The organism is Dyadobacter sp. BE31, from assembly GCF_031457695.1.
GTDB lineage: Bacteria > Bacteroidota > Bacteroidia > Cytophagales > Spirosomataceae > Dyadobacter.
Window position 1 is genome coordinate 1 of the sequence record NZ_JAVDXA010000002.1, and the last position, 16,737, is coordinate 16,737.

15 protein-coding genes are annotated in these 16,737 nt (G+C 46.2%); 10 read left to right on the plus strand and 5 right to left on the minus strand.

Going from position 1 to position 16,737, the window contains the following annotated elements:
• Positions 1-514 precede the first annotated feature (514 nt).
• The gene (locus J2Y43_RS09025) at positions 515-1,579 is read right to left on the minus strand and encodes a zinc metalloprotease (RefSeq protein WP_309981858.1); all 1,065 of its coding nucleotides are present in this window, start codon (positions 1,577-1,579) and stop codon (positions 515-517) included.
• Between the two features lie 36 nt (positions 1,580-1,615).
• A complete protein-coding gene (locus tag J2Y43_RS09030; RefSeq protein ID WP_309981859.1) occupies positions 1,616-2,053 on the minus strand; it encodes a hypothetical protein in 438 nt (145 codons plus the stop codon).
• A gap of 840 nt (positions 2,054-2,893) precedes the next feature.
• Here J2Y43_RS09030 and J2Y43_RS09035 point away from each other — a divergent pair.
• The 3 genes from J2Y43_RS09035 (at position 2,894) to J2Y43_RS09045 (ending at position 6,472) form a co-directional block, all read left to right on the plus strand.
• Positions 2,894-3,274 carry a hypothetical protein gene (locus tag J2Y43_RS09035; protein ID WP_309981860.1) on the plus strand — a complete coding sequence of 127 codons (381 nt, stop codon included), beginning with the start codon at positions 2,894-2,896 and terminating at the stop codon, positions 3,272-3,274.
• A 15-nt stretch (positions 3,275-3,289) separates the two neighbouring features.
• A complete protein-coding gene (locus J2Y43_RS09040) occupies positions 3,290-5,794 on the plus strand; it encodes a M4 family metallopeptidase (protein WP_309981861.1) in 2,505 nt (834 codons plus the stop codon).
• Between the two features lie 243 nt (positions 5,795-6,037).
• Positions 6,038-6,472: a hypothetical protein gene (locus J2Y43_RS09045; RefSeq protein WP_309981862.1), complete on the plus strand. Its 435-nt coding sequence runs from the start codon at positions 6,038-6,040 to the stop codon at positions 6,470-6,472.
• 1,018 nt (positions 6,473-7,490) lie between these two features.
• Here J2Y43_RS09045 and J2Y43_RS09050 read toward each other — a convergent pair.
• Entirely contained in the window at positions 7,491-7,928 is a 438-nt protein-coding gene (locus tag J2Y43_RS09050; protein ID WP_309981863.1) for a hypothetical protein, read from the minus strand.
• An 885-nt stretch (positions 7,929-8,813) separates the two neighbouring features.
• On the opposite strand from J2Y43_RS09050, the gene J2Y43_RS09055 reads away from it, so the two are divergent.
• The 6 genes from J2Y43_RS09055 to J2Y43_RS09080 all read left to right on the plus strand — a co-directional run bounded on the left by J2Y43_RS09055 (position 8,814) and on the right by J2Y43_RS09080 (position 12,209).
• Entirely contained in the window at positions 8,814-8,954 is a 141-nt protein-coding gene (locus tag J2Y43_RS09055) for a hypothetical protein (RefSeq protein WP_309981864.1), read from the plus strand.
• A 192-nt stretch (positions 8,955-9,146) separates the two neighbouring features.
• Positions 9,147-10,469: a hypothetical protein gene (locus tag J2Y43_RS09060; protein ID WP_309981865.1), complete on the plus strand. Its 1,323-nt coding sequence runs from the start codon at positions 9,147-9,149 to the stop codon at positions 10,467-10,469.
• 126 nt (positions 10,470-10,595) lie between these two features.
• Positions 10,596-11,186, plus strand: coding sequence for a hypothetical protein (locus J2Y43_RS09065; RefSeq protein ID WP_309981866.1), 591 nt, complete (start codon positions 10,596-10,598; stop codon positions 11,184-11,186).
• Positions 11,187-11,252: 66 nt separating this feature from the next.
• Positions 11,253-11,459, plus strand: a complete 207-nt coding sequence (locus J2Y43_RS09070) for a hypothetical protein (RefSeq protein ID WP_309981867.1) — start codon at positions 11,253-11,255, stop codon at positions 11,457-11,459.
• Between the two features lie 300 nt (positions 11,460-11,759).
• A complete protein-coding gene (locus J2Y43_RS09075) occupies positions 11,760-11,912 on the plus strand; it encodes a hypothetical protein (RefSeq protein WP_309981868.1) in 153 nt (50 codons plus the stop codon).
• Positions 11,913-11,924: 12 nt separating this feature from the next.
• Complete coding sequence (locus tag J2Y43_RS09080) at positions 11,925-12,209, plus strand: GNAT family N-acetyltransferase (protein WP_309984255.1); 285 nt, start codon at positions 11,925-11,927, stop codon at positions 12,207-12,209.
• A gap of 331 nt (positions 12,210-12,540) precedes the next feature.
• Here the strand turns inward: J2Y43_RS09080 and J2Y43_RS09085 are convergent, their stop codons facing one another.
• On the minus strand, positions 12,541-12,675 hold the full coding sequence (locus J2Y43_RS09085; protein ID WP_309981869.1) for a hypothetical protein: 135 nt from the start codon (positions 12,673-12,675) through the stop codon (positions 12,541-12,543).
• Between the two features lie 360 nt (positions 12,676-13,035).
• Here J2Y43_RS09085 and J2Y43_RS09090 point away from each other — a divergent pair, with 360 nt between their 5' ends.
• A complete protein-coding gene (locus tag J2Y43_RS09090; protein ID WP_309981870.1) occupies positions 13,036-13,641 on the plus strand; it encodes an HD domain-containing protein in 606 nt (201 codons plus the stop codon).
• Positions 13,642-14,196: 555 nt separating this feature from the next.
• Here J2Y43_RS09090 and J2Y43_RS09095 read toward each other — a convergent pair.
• A complete protein-coding gene (locus tag J2Y43_RS09095; protein ID WP_309981871.1) occupies positions 14,197-16,662 on the minus strand; it encodes a TonB-dependent receptor domain-containing protein in 2,466 nt (821 codons plus the stop codon).
• Positions 16,663-16,737 lie beyond the last annotated feature (75 nt).

The following is a 16,737-nucleotide window of genomic DNA, read 5'->3' on the forward strand; positions in this document are numbered from 1 at the left end:
GGTAAAATTGTCAGCCCATCAGAATCTCTCAGATCAGAACCTAAATTAGAGGGGTCAGTATGCCCGGTACGGGGTCAGCTTCAACGGAATATCCATTAAAGGCATATGAGACCTAGAATACGTTGTTGGAAGTGTCCTAAACCGACAGAGAATACAAAACGCACGAAATGACCAATCTAAGGAATCTACTCGACTCCTTAGTAGACATTATCTTCGTTCAAACAGCGCGGCCAGCTTCCTTAAATCCTCCAGCAAAAGGTTCGACTTTTGTACCGTGGGGTGCACAACTAAGTAATTTACTGGTATTTGACGTAGAGTCGAGAACACCCCCAACCGCCCAAAATTCAGGGCGGTTTTTTTGTTTGGGTAATATCTGAGGTAAGGCACCTTTTGTCACTTTTATATTACCTAACTACCCTCAAACTCACCTATGAACACCAGTCGTATGAGCCTCTCAGTGTATTTCAAGCCGCGAAAAACTGGCAAACAATCATTTATCTATTGCAGAATTCGGTTATCCGGGGACTACGCAACGGACTTCACAACACACATCCCGTACTCTGAAAGTTGGGATCAACAGAGCCAACAGTTTATCGGGAAAGCTTTTAAGGACGATAACCAAGTGTTGGCGGAAATCTGTGACGACATACAGATACTTTACAAAGAATTGCGCCGGGGTGGGGAAGTGTCCGCGCATGCCACATGAAGACTTTTGACCTGATGGGCATTGGCCAACATAACTTCCACCTTGATTAGGCGTATCTGCGACCTGATCGGTTCCAGTACATGCAGAACCATCGTCTCCCCAAATGTGAAATAGAGAAAGCCAGTGCCCTACTTCATGAGTAGCAGTTCGACCTTTGTTATACGGAGAACTTACATTACCCGTACGACCGAAGGCATTATATTGTACAACAACTCCGTCAACATTTGCTGCACCACCGGGAAAAGTTGCGTAGCCCAATAAGCCTTGATTTAGGTCACATGTCCAAATATTAAGATACTGCTCGCGATCCCATGCAGGATCATTTGCCTTTATGCTAGTTGAAGCTTCGTTGATAGTTCCATCTTGGTTCCGGACAAGCGTATAGCTTGGGAAGTTGCCTTGCACGCGGCGAATGCCATTCGTGGGATTGCCATTTGGATCTGTACAAGCCAAACGGAATTCAATTTTTGTATCGGCTGCTACAACAGCAAATTCAGAAGGGGTATTGACTCGATCAGCATTTAATCGACGAAAATCTTCGTTTAGCACAGCTATTTGAGATGTAATTTGAGCGTCACTAATATTACGTCCCACACCAACCGGCTCGCCATTATGAATTACGTGAACTACAACTGGAATAGTGACGATCGTTCCAGTATTTGGAATGCTTTTAGGGGAAATTTGACCTTGCGTCTGCTGTTCGGAATACTCGGCGGCTTTCCTGTCGATTTCTTTAAAAATGTTCAAAAGGGCTGGATTGTACTTTTGTAACTGTTCATAATTAACGGAAGATGCACATCTTTCACCTGTTTGATTCTGTCCTAATACTCCGAAATAGGCAAAAACCGATAGGAAGAGCAAAGGTAATTTCATAAGACAATCAAATATTTAGGTGAAGAGTAAATTTTACTAAGGTTTGATTCCAATGGAGGTTAAGTCAACGTAGTAGCCATAGTTAGAACGGAGGTCAGGGTCTGTGATAGCGCCATAGCATTTCTTGCGTTTGTACGATACTATGACCTTTGTACGCGCTTTCTGATACTGTGCAGGTAAAGAATCGCATGGTACTAGAACATTCTCGCCGATACTATATTCTGCACGTTCAAAATCCTTAGAATCGGTACTTAATACGTATCGGTCTGGCCCTTGATTACCGCAAGGCGCTTTGTTGCCAGCAATAAGAACTATGACCGCATCAACATCTTTCTTTTCTTCGGCTACTGTCGCAGTTTGGCAATCACACTGTTCGGCTTCAACTTCTGGATCGTCAGATGTGCATTGAATTAATGTGCAGAGCAATGCAAGTGCTATCATGATTGGTCGTAGGTTGTTTTTTTGCGAATCCATAAAAATCCATGTTTGGGGTTAATAAAAATGCAAGACATTAGATCACGCAAGAGCATTGAGGTGTAATGTAAACTTACAGGCACATAAGTAGTAGGAAGCGTTGTAAAGGGCAATAAAATATTTGTATGTTTATAGAAATAGTTCTTTCTATTTGCTGGAATCGTACTTTATAATAGATTTATAACGATATTTTATACCAGTTTCTCCATTGTTCTGGAATCGATTTACTTAAAAAGCCTCCTAGCATCAACCTCTTGTACAGTTTTTGCCCAAATCCTAACCTCCGGGGATGACGGTCCTTTTACATTAGAATTTCATACCTTTCAATCCACTCAAACACTGATAGAGGAGGGTAATAAAACAGAAAGCCTGGTTATCCTTTAACCAAGCTTTCTCATCTTTGGAAGCGCTATTTAACATAAGAGTCTTATACAACCGATAAGAAATGCAAATTCGATGCTAAATTCGGATAAATTGTCACAAGAATTGAATTATTTTGCTTTAATGGAAATACGATAAATATCGTATTGATGCCTTTTGGCGGCTTAATTTCTTCTTTTGTTTTGTTGAAAATCTCCTTACAAAAAGTTTTTGTTCAATTTATTGTAAAAATAGTTTTATAATATAACTTTGAGTAACCGCCGGATTCATTTTTGGAATCACCCAGCTCAAAGCGCCCCCAATAAGAATTTATCGCGTTGGCGACACACTATTACGGTGTTTCGACCTCACTATGAAAGCAAAGTGGCAAATGCTTTCATAGCAAATCATGTTGCGTCTTATCGACACCTCTAAGCGCAAAAAGCATTCCGAACCATAAAGTACTAATATTCAATAATCATGAAAGCGATTGTAATGTTTGTTATAGCTGTGCTTTTGGCTGGCTGCAAAAAAGACGAGATTGATCCCCGCCAGGCCATTCTTGGGAAATGGGAAAACTTCTACGTAGGTAATGGGGAATACCGACCGCCTATCGAAGACTCTCTGGGCTATTGGCACTTTCTTCCCGACAGTGTGCTGCTTGAATACGATTACTCTACAAAAAAGACTTTAGAAAAAAAATACTGGATCGACTCACTTTTGCACGTGGGTATCCAGCGTGAGGACGGCTTTTGGCTAACGTTACAGTATAGTCCTAAATTTTACGCCGATACAATGGAGCTTCATGTAGAACATGCGTCGGCCATTTTTTATGTATCTAAATGGAAACGCATTAACTAAACCAAATATATATCTATGAAAAAACGATTACTTTCTGCAATGATGCTGGCCTTGCCTATGCTAGCTATTGCACAACAGCGCGAAACAGGCCCAACTGTACTGAAAGACAAAAAAGGCATTGTCCAGGCGATGGAGTTTCCAGAATCGGATGAGAGTAAAAGCATGTCCGATCAGGACTTTATGAAACAGTACTTAAAGGTGACAGCTGACGATGGCTTTGAAAAAGCAAAAGACAAACAGAGAAGCACCGAATTTACTGACGACCATTTTGACCAGTTTTATAAGGGAGTAAAAGTGGATCGGGCCGGATATAATTTCCATTACAAGAATGGGAAATTATTCTATGCGCACGGTCATTTTGTCAAACTGGAGAACCTTGATGTGACTCCGGCCATAACACCCACAAGGGCAAAGGAATTATTTTCGGAATACAAAAAAATACCTGCCAACGAAATTTCTAATTTCATTCATGAACTGCTGGTCAAGGAGATTACATCGTCGGATAGTGCAGCCTATCTGGTTTATAAAATATCCCTGTATAGCAATTCACTTTCAAATGACGAAATTGGATTTGTCGATGCCAAAACTGGTCATGTATTAACAGTCGAGCCTAGGTTTAGCCATGCTTTGTCTACTTCTACGGAAACTGGGACAAAACCTAGGAATAGGCCTATTCCAAAGACCACGTTCAGCCATGCTTTACCTCCGGCCTCGGGCACCTTTGCGACCCGGTATAGCGGGTCCCGAACTGCGAGTGCGTTCGATGACGTCTCCATAACCCCGCGCTTCCGCTTATTTGACAACACCAGGGGCGCCACAATCCACACCTGGAACTTGCAGGGGAGTACCAATTTTACGACCCGTATAGAATTGAGGGACAATGATAATAATTGGACTACGGCAGAGCATGGCGGTAACGAAAACGATATGGGATTGGATGTACATTGGGGGCTTCAAAGGATCTACGACAGGCTCAATACCGCGCACGCTGTCAACAGCTTTGATGATCCTGTTTCCGGGGCCGGGTTTCCTATCGATGCACATATCCGGTTTGGAACTGTAGCCAATGATAGGGACAATGCATTCTGGGATGGCTTAAATCAAGTTCTTCTTTTCGGAGATGGTGCAATCATTTTCAATCCCGTGGCCAGCGTGGATGTTGTTGCCCATGAATATGGGCATGGGATTACCAATTTTCAGATTGGATGGGGCAATACAGGGGATCAAGGCTCCTTTAATGAAGGTCTTAGTGATATTTGGGGGGCTATGATGCAACACAGGATCACCGGAGGGAATATCTGGCAAATCGCTGAGCAGATTACAACTGTCAACTCCTGTTTGAGAGATCTGGGTAACACCAACTCTGCCAATGTTAGACAACCAATTGCTAATACGTATGCAGGCGCACAGTATAATACCAACTCCGGAAATCCTGATATCGACAAATATGTTAGAAGTGGTGTGTTATCTCACTGGGCCTTCTTGTTAGCTAACGGAGGATCTGGGACCAACGATGTAGGTGGCTTTTACAACGTATATGGTGTAGGGATGGATCTGTTAGAGAATTTAATCGTCCGGGCAGTCTTTGGAAATTTCCTTGACAATACTACAACTTATGCGCAAGTCAGAACCGGGATGGTAAATGCTGCCAGGGCGTTATGTGGTAATCAAAACGGTGTTTTGGTTCAGCAAGTTGAAAATGCATGGAAAGCTGTTAATGTTGGAACAGCAACCCAGTCAAGTATCTCCGGGGTTGACCATATTTGCCCGAGCTCAACTTTTTCTGTTGCGAATCTTCCGCAAGGTTCTACGGTGGCGTGGTCAAGTAGTAATACTAGCGCAGTAACGATAAATAGCAGCGGTGTTGCAACAAGAGTGGGCAGCTTCCACGGAAGCGTTACACTTACGGCTACCGTGTCCGGTGGTTGTGGGACACTCGTATTAACAAAAACAATCAGCGTAGGTAAGCCTATCGCGACCAATATATCTATTAGTGCACCAAACAACTGCGCGGGTACCAGTCAGCTTGTAGTTGCTACTATGACTGGCAACCCAACAAGTTCGGTTTGGTCGATCACCAGCGGAAATGCTTCGAATGCCTCTTTAAGCGATTTCGGAAACGGTAGTGCCTCCTTTTATACAAATGTGCCAGATTGTTATGGATTGACGCTGAACATGTCCAATTCTTGCGGTTCTGCCAGTGCTGGCACAACTATATGTATTGATAATTGCTCGGCCCGATACACAGTATTTCCAAATCCAGCAAAAGATCAATTATCTATTCAGTTCGAACACTACGAAACTACCGCTTCCATGCCGGATCAAATTTCCTTATTTAGCGAAAAAACACAAGAGGCTGTTTATAGTATAAAATCTGACGGGATTCATTCGAAAGTTGGCTCAGACGGAGTTTTCAAAATTGATGTAAGCTCACTGCCGCGTGGTACCTATTATTTGCATGTGACTTATAGTAAAAATGGTGAAAAAACGACAGATAGAACAAGAGTTCTTTTACAATAAATAAAGACGCTCAATTCTAGTTATGTTGATAACCGGGCGAGTAGCCCGGTTTTTTTTGCTACAACTCATTCTGTCTGGTTTTGAGAATGTTTGAAATGACAGGAACGAAGTGTTTAATGGGAGGGAAGGCCTGATAGCGGCCGCTCCTGAAAATTATGACCACCTTTCAAAGGCGGGGCCGGAATAGTGGATTATTCAACACTTTACTATATTTTGGCCACGCAACCTTAAATGCACAACTTTTTGAAAAAGCTAATTTATCTCTTTGCGGCGTGCCTGGCATTGTTGGTCGCTTGTTCAAAAGACCCAAAGCCAGACCGAGCGACACCATTTATTGGAGATTGGAGAACGGAAGGAGCAGACTCGGGTATCTTTAAATTTCAGACATTTTGGAAAATCGAACGAGGTGGTCCTAATACGGTAAATATAGCAACCAGCGATAGTGTCGTGATAATGGACGACTTTCTACCCTCTTTTGCTGTTGAAACATTTGCATACAATCAAAGAGTTGACGAGTCGGACAAATTGATACTGGATTATACACATGCTGGCTCTGGCGTTATTTTTATGTACTCGGGAACAGCAAGTATTATTGACGGTAAATTAATTGGCAAAATACAAGAGACAAGTAGCATTGATGGATCCAAAAGTTCCATTACTCTAATGTTTCATCGATAGAAAATAACCTGTAATCATGGCGGCCCGAGGAACTGAGCCGCCTTTTTTGTCTAGATCTATCCAGGTAGGAGACTTTTTAATTGCTTCTTAATAGCTTGATCGGGGATGAGTACACAGAACTGACACCCCTTGATTACCGCAGAAGGTATAGTGCACGGCGTTATGGATATTGATCGCTTCTCCCGGTCGCCGAAACAGGTGTTACTATCGAGAACAAAATGGACATCCTTCCGGCGGCAGAAAAACGGTCATCGTCTGTGGAGCACCCAAAATATCCGCATTGCGACAGCTGCATAAAGTGTCAGTAATTGAAATGGAAAACCCGGCCGCGAAGTCGAGGACTTCGAAGGAAAGCTCCGCCGGAGGCGATATCCACCCATATGAGAGTTTGGTGGCGCGCGATTTTTACTTTGACACCCGCCACACAGTTTTTGCACTGAGAACTGTTATTGGGGGCGTCCGGACACCATTCCGGTTTTGCCAGCACCTCCCCAATGGACAGGATAGTCGGGAACAATGCCCCGCCCTGGCTAAGTGCCGGGTGTCACTGCATTAGAATACCTGACGTTGGGAGCCGCCAGCCGGATACCCGAATGCGGAAGATTGACCCACCCGAATTGTTGCCCTCATAACCTCTGCCGGTTTCTTTACCGACAAAATTACCTCTTGCATTACTTCGGGCGGTGGCGCAAAATCGGCAGCAGTAGGAAACGTCCGCCCATCAATTAACACGTATACTTTCCGCCGAAACTGACATTTGCCGGTTGCTGCACAGCTAACACGGGATGATCCTGCACGGGCATTACCGGCTTGGACTTGGATTGAAGGAATCGCTGGTAAAAAAGGAAATTAACCAACAAATGACTGTCTGAGAAACGGGGTACTTACAAGAGAGTCCGGGTAATGCTTGTTAGTAGCCCCACATAGCGGCTTGATCTGGCGTTTCCCGACTGGTGATTTCGTCCTTTCAGAACTTCACTAACAACATGAACAATCGACGCCATAGCAGCCTCTAAGTCTATATCATAAGCGCTTTCTTCATTTCTACCACCTCTGCGTCCCTGTCACTATCAAGTGAGAGGTAGCCACTAGATGTACTAAACAAATATTTCTTGCCGTCGTGAAAGACGATTTGATACAATGGGAAAGCCCGCGTGACGATACGGATGTCGAGAAAATCAGATTTTGAATAGGTCACTTTGCCATAAAAGTTATGAATTATGATGTGATGCTGAGTGTGAAAGACATTTGAAAACTTCGTGACAATATAAATGAAACCCGCGAATGGCACATTGTCGAAAAGAATTCCGGGGGCACTTGACCAGATGAAGTCGGGAGAACTCACAGTTGAATAAATCAACCCAATCCATATGAGAAAAATGAAAGCAACAGCGAGGCGAATTGCCGTGGTCGAGCCGAAAATATAAGAAATTCCTGAAAGAGATTTGGGTTTCATTGAGTTGTTGTATTAGCTGAAAACCTAGCCATTGAGGCCAGCATCATGTTCTGCTTCAAATTAATAATAGTTTAAATTCTTGCCAACGCACTAAGTGACATTACGCTCGTCCCCTATGATAAATCAAGAGCCTATCCCGAACGCCGCCGTTCCTTACAGAATCACCGGCGTTTTGGTTGCGCAGGTGCTACATCAGTTGACTAGCATGTATAGCGCATCGTCATTCATACAGTCCTGGGAGGAGGCTTCGAAACATGGATTATTCAAATCCAAAAGTAATGTGGCTTCCGCAGCTGTGGCAGTTGAGGCTACCGATATATTGATGTTCAGGTACTTCCATCCAGTTTCAATGTCGTCTTGTTGCCAAAGATATTTGTGCGGGTCCACCGTTCCCGAAGCAGGCGCGGAGTGAATCACTTTTCCTCCCCAACCGCAGGACACAGTGTAGGTAAAAGAGGTGCTTTCCTCCTGGAACAGCTTGTCTGTGTCGGATTAAAGGGATGCTCCCTTTTCCTATAAGTATCTTGCCGGTTGCCATCACAACCCGGCTCATGTAGTGATATACCGAAGCTTAAGTTTCTTCCCCAATAAATGCTGTCTTATCTAAGCTGCAACCGGAAAATGTCGAACTAGGTGCTTTTGCCGATGAATCTGGATTATTTTTGGAGCCGGCCTTAGAATAGCTTTTAAAAGACTAGCACCGGGGTGCCTGCCTGTATCAGCGCACCACCGATTGTCGTCTTCCAATCCAACGGCTCGCCGAGTATAAAACCGATAGAGCGATAGCGATTGCGACACTGAGCTTGTCGATAAGGGCAACCTTAGAAGCCGGACCGGTTTCAAGGGACCCCGAAGCCAGGACAGATCCGACAGGCCGTCGCCCGCGTGCTAAACGATAAATCCTACCGCCAGCGGGTGCAAACACTCAGCGAGGAGTTCGCGCAATACCAACCAGTTCAGCTGGTGGAGCAATATGTGAACGGCCTGTTAAACGAACCGCATCAGCGGTTAGCCCGTGCTATCTAAACTGTCTCCACTGGCATAATACGGGCAAATTGGCTACCGCAACACGGTAGCCGTTTTTTTTGATGCCGTCTGCCCGTCTATTTCCAAATACCGCTTCATCGGCAGTTTTTTCCGTTTCAGCAACTTCATTATTTCTAACTAATGAACATTGGCTGAACTTTGGCATCATAATAGAACAATCCAAAACAAGCCATGAAAAAATTTTATGTTTTTCTTCTGAGCCTGGTGCTCTTAACGTTATCGATCAGCTGCGAAAAAGACGCAAACACCCCTGGTCCCGATCCGCAACCCACAGAGCAGCCTGACGTGACACCGGTAGGCAATCCTGTGGGCACCGCCGTCTCCGTCACCATCGGTCCGGCAGGTGGGCATATTGAGTCCGGCGATCAGCGCGTCCGGATCGACATCCCGGCTGGCGCGCTGGCCAGCAGTCAGACTATTTCGGTGCAGCCGCTGGACGAAAATCATTGCCCCGGCGGATCCGGAGCGGCATTTCGTCTGATGCCTCACGGGCTTACATTTGCCAAACCCGCTACCATTACTTTCCGCTACGAGCAGGAGGATATGACCGACACCGACCCTGAACTGTTGCGCGTGGCCTTTCAGTCTGACGCTCGAGGCTGGTATTCGCCATCCACCTCACGCGTAGATACGACGGCAAGGCTGGTTATTGCCAGTACCACGCATTTCAGTGACTGGACAATACTTAAAAGCGCAGTCATTGATCCAAGTGTTCAGGCCATTGATCCAGGAGCTTCCGCAAATCTCAGTGTGCGGGCCCACATTGAAGTCCATGAGCCGGATGGAAAAGATATTCCTGTTTTTACAAAAATCGATTCGAAATTTGTAGACAAATGGACCGTGCAGGGAGCAGGACATATAGAAGACAACGACAATGCAACCGCCACCTACACCGCACCGGAGCGGATACCCGCTACGAATCCGCAAGTTGTAACTGTGGTGCTGAGCCAGACCATTAACAATGTAAAACGGCAAATAAAGTTACATGCCAAAATATATGTGCTCGGCGAGGGACTGGTTTTCCGGATCAACGGGGGGCAGTGGATACCTACCACCTCACCTCTGGGTTTGTCCAAGGTCGTTCATGGGAACATCAAGCGCCTGCTTGTGACCAGCGGGCTATCGGCCCCCGGTCTGTTTGCAAGTGTTACGCTCAGTTGGCCCGAGATGAGCGAAAAAGTGAATAGTTATATAATGCCATGGCAGCTGAAAACCAATGATAATGAGATGCGGATCCCCATCATCTACCTTACAACCAACCCGAAAGGAACGCCACTGTATGCGTTTTTCTACGAGCAGAACAAAGCGACGTACCCGAGCCCGGGAAACTTGCAGATTGCCAAGATCGGGCTCACGACTGACGACTACTACATTGGTTCGTTTACATTGAAAAGAGCAGGTATACTGGAATACTCGGGTGGTACTGACCAGGTCTTTGATGGCATTGCCGAAGTGGAGGGCTACTTCCGGTTAAAGGTTGGCAGGAGTTTCTAGCATCGTAAAGCCATAGCAGTATACTAGCGAAGTGAAGAGTGGTCCAGAAAAGGGTGAAAGCAGGTATACGTTTTGATTTGTAAGAGAAAATTCATCTCTTGCCCACAACAAAAACAGTGCATTCAAATGCTCAATAAAACCATTGTGATGGCCGCATTGCTGGCCAGTTCGTTTTGTGCCCAGGTGCAGGCTGGTAATCCGTCATTTCCCCGGCACACCTTGGCAAAGGCAGTCCCGGATTCGATTGACTTGACTAAAATCCCTTACAGCGAAAAGGAACTGACCGCATTTCCCATTTTTGACCCGCCGGCCGACATCGTCCCTCTGAATAAGCCCCTTATCCGCGATTTTGACAGGCTGTTTTTCCCCACCAAACAGGGAATGATTCCTTTGGAAGGGAAAGTTTACAAAGCATTTATGACGCGTGTGACAGGTAAAGAATGGTCGTTGCCGTTCTTTGAAAAGAGTTATCGTGACCTGATCATAGCGGCGGGCGGCGCGTTGATTTATCAGGGAAAAGTGGCGGCGACAGAGCTGGAACGCATTAAGGATGAGGCCACATATTTCGGTGAAGAGGGTTCGATCGACTACACCGATACGGTGGTGAAAGTTTACGCAATCCGTAGAAAAGAAGGTGATCATGTCTTTGTGCAGTTTTCGGGATACAGTGCAGGTGGGTCTATCCAGATTTTACAATTGCCTAAAAAGGAGAAATGAGCTTAAACGTGCAAAAGTCCCCGGCTATCCGGCCGGGGACTTAACACAGATCTAATATCGGAAATCATGAGGCTCATCAATCCCTGGATTAATTTCAACGGTAATGCCGAAGAAGCATTCATTTTTTTGCAAATCAATTTTCGGCCGAGAGTATACAAAGATCGTCGGTTTTTGGGACTTGGCCAGCGACGGATTCCATTCCCCGAAAGCGACGAAATTATGACCATCGTGTTTGCCGAGCGGCAAACACAACGACTTGATATGCAACGGTAGTTCACCCTTTATGGGGCGCGTCGACGAAAACGAGAACCGATCGAAAATCGCTGTCAGCTACAAAGAAGGCGGGCGTCTATTCGAAGGGCTCTGCCCCGGCGGAAGTGTCGTGGGCCATTTGGCGAAAGTCTGCGGGGAACCTAGGCAGGCATGTCCCGCGACCGGTACGGAATTTTGCGGATTATGGAGTTTGATCCGAAGGAGTAAAAATGCTTGCGCGTTAAATGCAAGTTGAAATGAAGACCGAACACGAGGCAAATGCAAATTATTGAAATGTTATCAAATCGCGCAGCTACTGCCATGAAAGACGAAATACAACCATTGTTCAAGCAAAATTATCCAGACATTCTTAACGTTTGGGAAGCGTCGGTACTAGCCACGCACCATTTTCTTTCAGAGCAGGACATTGCATTCTACAAGCCTTTGATTCTGAATGAGTATTTGCAAGCATGAAAGATATATGGTATCCATCGATCGGGAATATTGGCAGGCTTTATTGGCGTGGCTGAGGATAAGATTGAAATGCTTTTTATTCATCCGGATTATTTCCGTCAAGGTCTCGGGCAACGGCTGTGCCTTTTTGCCATTCAGAAGCTGAATGCGAGGAAAGTAGATGTCAATGAAGCGAATCCGGACGCTTGGGCATTTTACAAGAAGTTAGGATTTGATTTATTGGGGCGTTCTGAAAAAGATCCGAGCGGGAATGATTTTCCGATTCTTCATTTGGAATTATCTGCTTACACTAACTGACTTGCATGTTTCGCATCCATCTTGAATAGCTGTTAAAGCGAGTGCCGGTTTACCACTACCATATGATAACTAAAGTGCCACCGACAATCATCAACGCACCTAAAAGTTTTTAGGCTCAACCGGCCCTTTCAAAATGAGAATAGGAAGGCCGGTCGCTACTGCGACACTCAGTTTGTCGATGGTGCGATCTTGGAAACGTCTCCGATTTGCAACGCTTTGAAATAAAAATCCAGGATAGTGCGGTTGCAGCTCCTGAAAGCGTCAGAAACAGCAGGGTGCTTCCATTGATTTCTCTTATCTGGTTCAATTGTCCGCCGAAGAGCACAATTCCCTACGCAATAACCAGGGTGACGACCGTCCTTACTGCCGTAGCTACATCCCCGCTTATCCCTTTAAACCCGATTTTAGCGAGAATAGACGCAAATGCTGCAAAGAGCGCCGAGAGAAGCGTATAATACTTCCACATATCAATTTGGTCAAGGCCTGCTCATTTAATGGTTGCGCCGCTTGAAGTTGTAATAATATTTGATAGAAACACAATTCAATAAACTGTTTCCGCCTGTGCTTTCTCGATAAGTAGCAACAATGTCCCTTTCTTAATTTGGCCGGGGATCTATTTGAGCATTCACTGCTGAGTGGGCCTATTGACTACCTTGATCACCTCGGTGGCCAGCATGCCCGGTCGACACGCCGTGAAAACACCCGAAATCCCGGGAATTTCTAACACCTATTTTAGTATTCTTCCAAAAAAATTCAGTTTTGGTTCGGAGTTTTATGTCTATCAGCTATCGGTATAGCGATTCGATATTTAAACAATAACATCGCAATGAATTACGGAATGTTAGCCGGGATCGTGGAAAGCCATATTATCCGTCTTTTTGAGCATCATCCCAACCCGGCCCTGGCATTTCATAACCTGACCCATACGCGTACGGTTGTCTCACGTACTCGGGAGATCTCGGCTCATTACCAACTTTCGGAGCGCGAGCTGTTCATTGCGACCACCGCGGCCTGGTTTCATGATATCGGGTATTTGTTTTCAGGACAGCAAGGTCACGAGCTCCTGGGGGCTGACATGGTTCGGGGATTTTTGATGGAGCATCACCTGCCAGGCGGGCTTATCGACCCCATCGGAGGCTGTATATTGGCTACGCGACTACCTCAGTGTCCGGCTGGCCTGTTAGAGCAAATCGTTTGCGATGCTGATCTGTATCATTTTGGCACACGGGAATTATTCACCCGTGACAAGTTGATGCGGCGGGAAGTAGAAACGGTCAATGGCTGCATGATCAGTGAAACAAAGTGGGTGGCGGGCACAATCCGGTTGCTCGAATCGCACAGCTACCACACAACCTATTGCCATAGTACGCTTAACGAACAGAAGCAAATTAACCTGGATATTCTTAAAAATCATCTTAAAACGTATTCGTAGCGGTACCTCGCCGCTTTTTCCCCATTCGTATCGATGCGTCTAGTAAGCGGTTTTTATCGCAAGGTAACCTATACCGCCCACCAGTGCGTCGCTGATGTAATGCCGGTTGTTGGCGATACGTAGCAGCCCGACCGACGAAGCGACCGAATATGGCATTCAGGGATAGCGGTCTTTGTACTCTTCGCCCAGAAAGGTGTCGGCTGCAAATGCCTGCGTCGTGTCCCGGACGGGAATGAGGTACACGAACCTGAGTCAGGCCTGAGTGTGTGCATGGCCTTCTTCAATACAGTGGCCGTGCCAAGCGCAACGATTTCTCCCTTTTCCAGAATAGCGGTCCGGTTCGCAAATCGGTTTTGGATTTAATACCAAATGCATCTAGGCCACAAGCGACGGCGAGCGGTGAAAATTGCAGGTAGTCGTCCAGGCGTGTTTTAAAATGAGGAATTATTTCATTCCGCTCTTCATCGAGTTCATTTCTGATGGATTCTTCGGAACTTCCGTTAGAGATCAGTCGGCCCAGGACCAGCGGGACGAGCGAATAGAGTTGCCGCAGACTTAATTATCGCTGCTTGGGGCGCTGTGCAGAAAGTCGTTGCCCTGCTCTTTGCCTTTCTTGAATTCGAGCTTGCCAAATTTGTAGGCGAGGCTGACGCCGAAGGACCGGTAAGGGATCAACACGGTGTTGGTTGAAACGTAGTTGGCGGTCCGGATGGTAGTGACCTGGCTGATGTATTTGGTAAATGGATTGGTGGCAGTCAGCCCGATGCTGGCATTTTTGTGATGAAACTGCTTGCGGAAAGCGAAGTTGTAAGTCAGTTGCTGTGGCCGCTTACCCTGAATGGTGTTGATCGCCGACGAATAATTTCCAAAACCTTCCAGGATCATGTCCTTGGGAAGCTGATAACTGGCATTCAGATTGAAACGCCAGTTAATGCCGTTGCTCACATTGCCGTCGAGCAGGTTGTTGACCACGCGTTTCTGGGTAACCATCACGTTCCCGCGCACGTTGAGCTGGCTGATAATGGGTATGGAACCCGAAACGCTCACGCCGGAGTTGTATTCTACCCCGATATTTTGCCGATTGGTAACCGAAACATTCACATAAGTCGAATCGCCGATCAGGTAGGTAGGATATAGGACCGTGTAGGGTTTGACGTCGTCGGTATTGATGCGTTCGATCAATGCTAGGTAGATATTGCCGCCATTTTTGAATGTTTTATTATATCCCAATTCAAAGTTATTGCCGATCTCTGGTTTGAGCAGCGGGTTGCCCGTCGTAATATTGTAAGGATCGCTCAGGTTCATGAACGGGTTAATATCCCGGTACTCGGCCCTTTCGATTCGGCGCGTGAATGCCAGCTTGAGTGACTGCTCATCCTTGAAATTGTGCGAGAAAATCAAAGACGGTACCAGGTTGTTGTACGATGGAATGGAAGTATTCGGGTAAGTGATTTTAACATCGGTATGCTCGAAGCGCGCGCCTGCTTTCACATTCAGGAAATGAAAAAGAGGAAATGTCGCTGACAGGTAGCCGGCGTAGATCTTCATATTGTAACCCAGCCGATAAGATTGGGCGGGATCGGGGATATAGGCATTTTGCGATGGGCGGAAAACCTGAATATCGGCCACGCTGGAAATCTCCTGCAATACCGTTTTAACACCGGTTTCAATCACGAAACCTTTTTTAATAGGGTGGGAGTAATCGATGGAAATGTTCGTTTGCTTGTCGTTACCCGGCGTGCTGCCGGTTGTTCCTGCATAAGAGACCCGTTCGGGTGCGAGACTTTGTACCTGGTTGTAGCTGTTGCGTGGCTTACCAAAGCTGGAACTGTACATCACATTCAGCTCCTGACCGTCCTTTTTGAGTTTTTTAATATAATTCAAACTCCAATCTACTGCATTGATACCGCCTTGGCTGCTGGAATTGCGCAAGATATCCGAGGTTGACACTGGCATACCATTTTCGTTTAATGCCGACTGGGTGATATTTGTTATGCCGCGGCTCGCATTGCTGAAACTATTATAACCGATCGCCCCGATCAGGTTGTCTTTTTTCGACGGGCTCCAATCGAAGCCGATACCCGACCGGTAACCACTTCTTTGAAAATCCTGGTAGCCGTTTTGAAGCAGGTGGGTCTGGTTGCCGGACGGTTCCGTGGAAATGCGGTCCTGTGTGCTCGGCGTGCGCGAGTTGAGCTGTTTGTTGCCGCTGAAAAATGCGTTCAGTCCAAAATTGTTTTTCCGGAAATTCAGGTTTACCGAGCCGTTCTCCAGCCTCGTACCGGCGGTCAGGTTTGCGCTGCCGTTGACGCCTAGCAAGCGGTTGTCTTTCAGTATGATGTTGATAATGCCGCCTGTGCCTTGAGCATCGTATTTCGCACCCGGACTGGTAATAGCCTCAATGCTTTTGATCTGGCTGGCGGGAATAGAGGCTAACGCGTCGGTGAGGCTGTTGCCAAAAACGCTCGATGGCTTGCCATTGATCAGGAAGCGGACATTGGGATTACCTTGCAGCTCTACATTGCCGTCGATATCGACTGACACCTGCGGCACTTTTTTGAGCACATCCAGCGCAACGCCGGCTTGCGAGGTAATGTCGTTGGCGGTATTGTAAACGATTTTATCAATCTGATTTTCGACGATGGCTGCCTGCCCGGTAACCGTCACTTCCGCCAGTGTTTTCACGGAAGGAGCCAAGGTAATCGTATGTAGGTTAACCACTTTACCAGACACTACCACAATTTGGACTGACTTTTTTTCATAGCCAATAAAATCAATGTTGACCATAAATGTACCGGCGGCCAGGTCGTTGATTTCAAAATAACCCGACGAATCTGTGACCGCTCCGTTAACGACCCGATTGGTCAGTTGGTCACTGATGCCTACGGAGGCGTATTCCACAGGTTTACTTGTAGCAGCATCGGTGATGTTGCCGATGATTTTCGCATTGGACTTGCTTTGGCCGGAAGCATTTATCCGGACAAAAAGTAAGAGGAGTGCGGTAGCAATAAGGGGCTTCATGAGGTACGTTTGATGTTGAAGCAAACGTAGAAGTCAATTTTGAAGAATTTTAGAGGAGACTCCTGGCCAGAAACC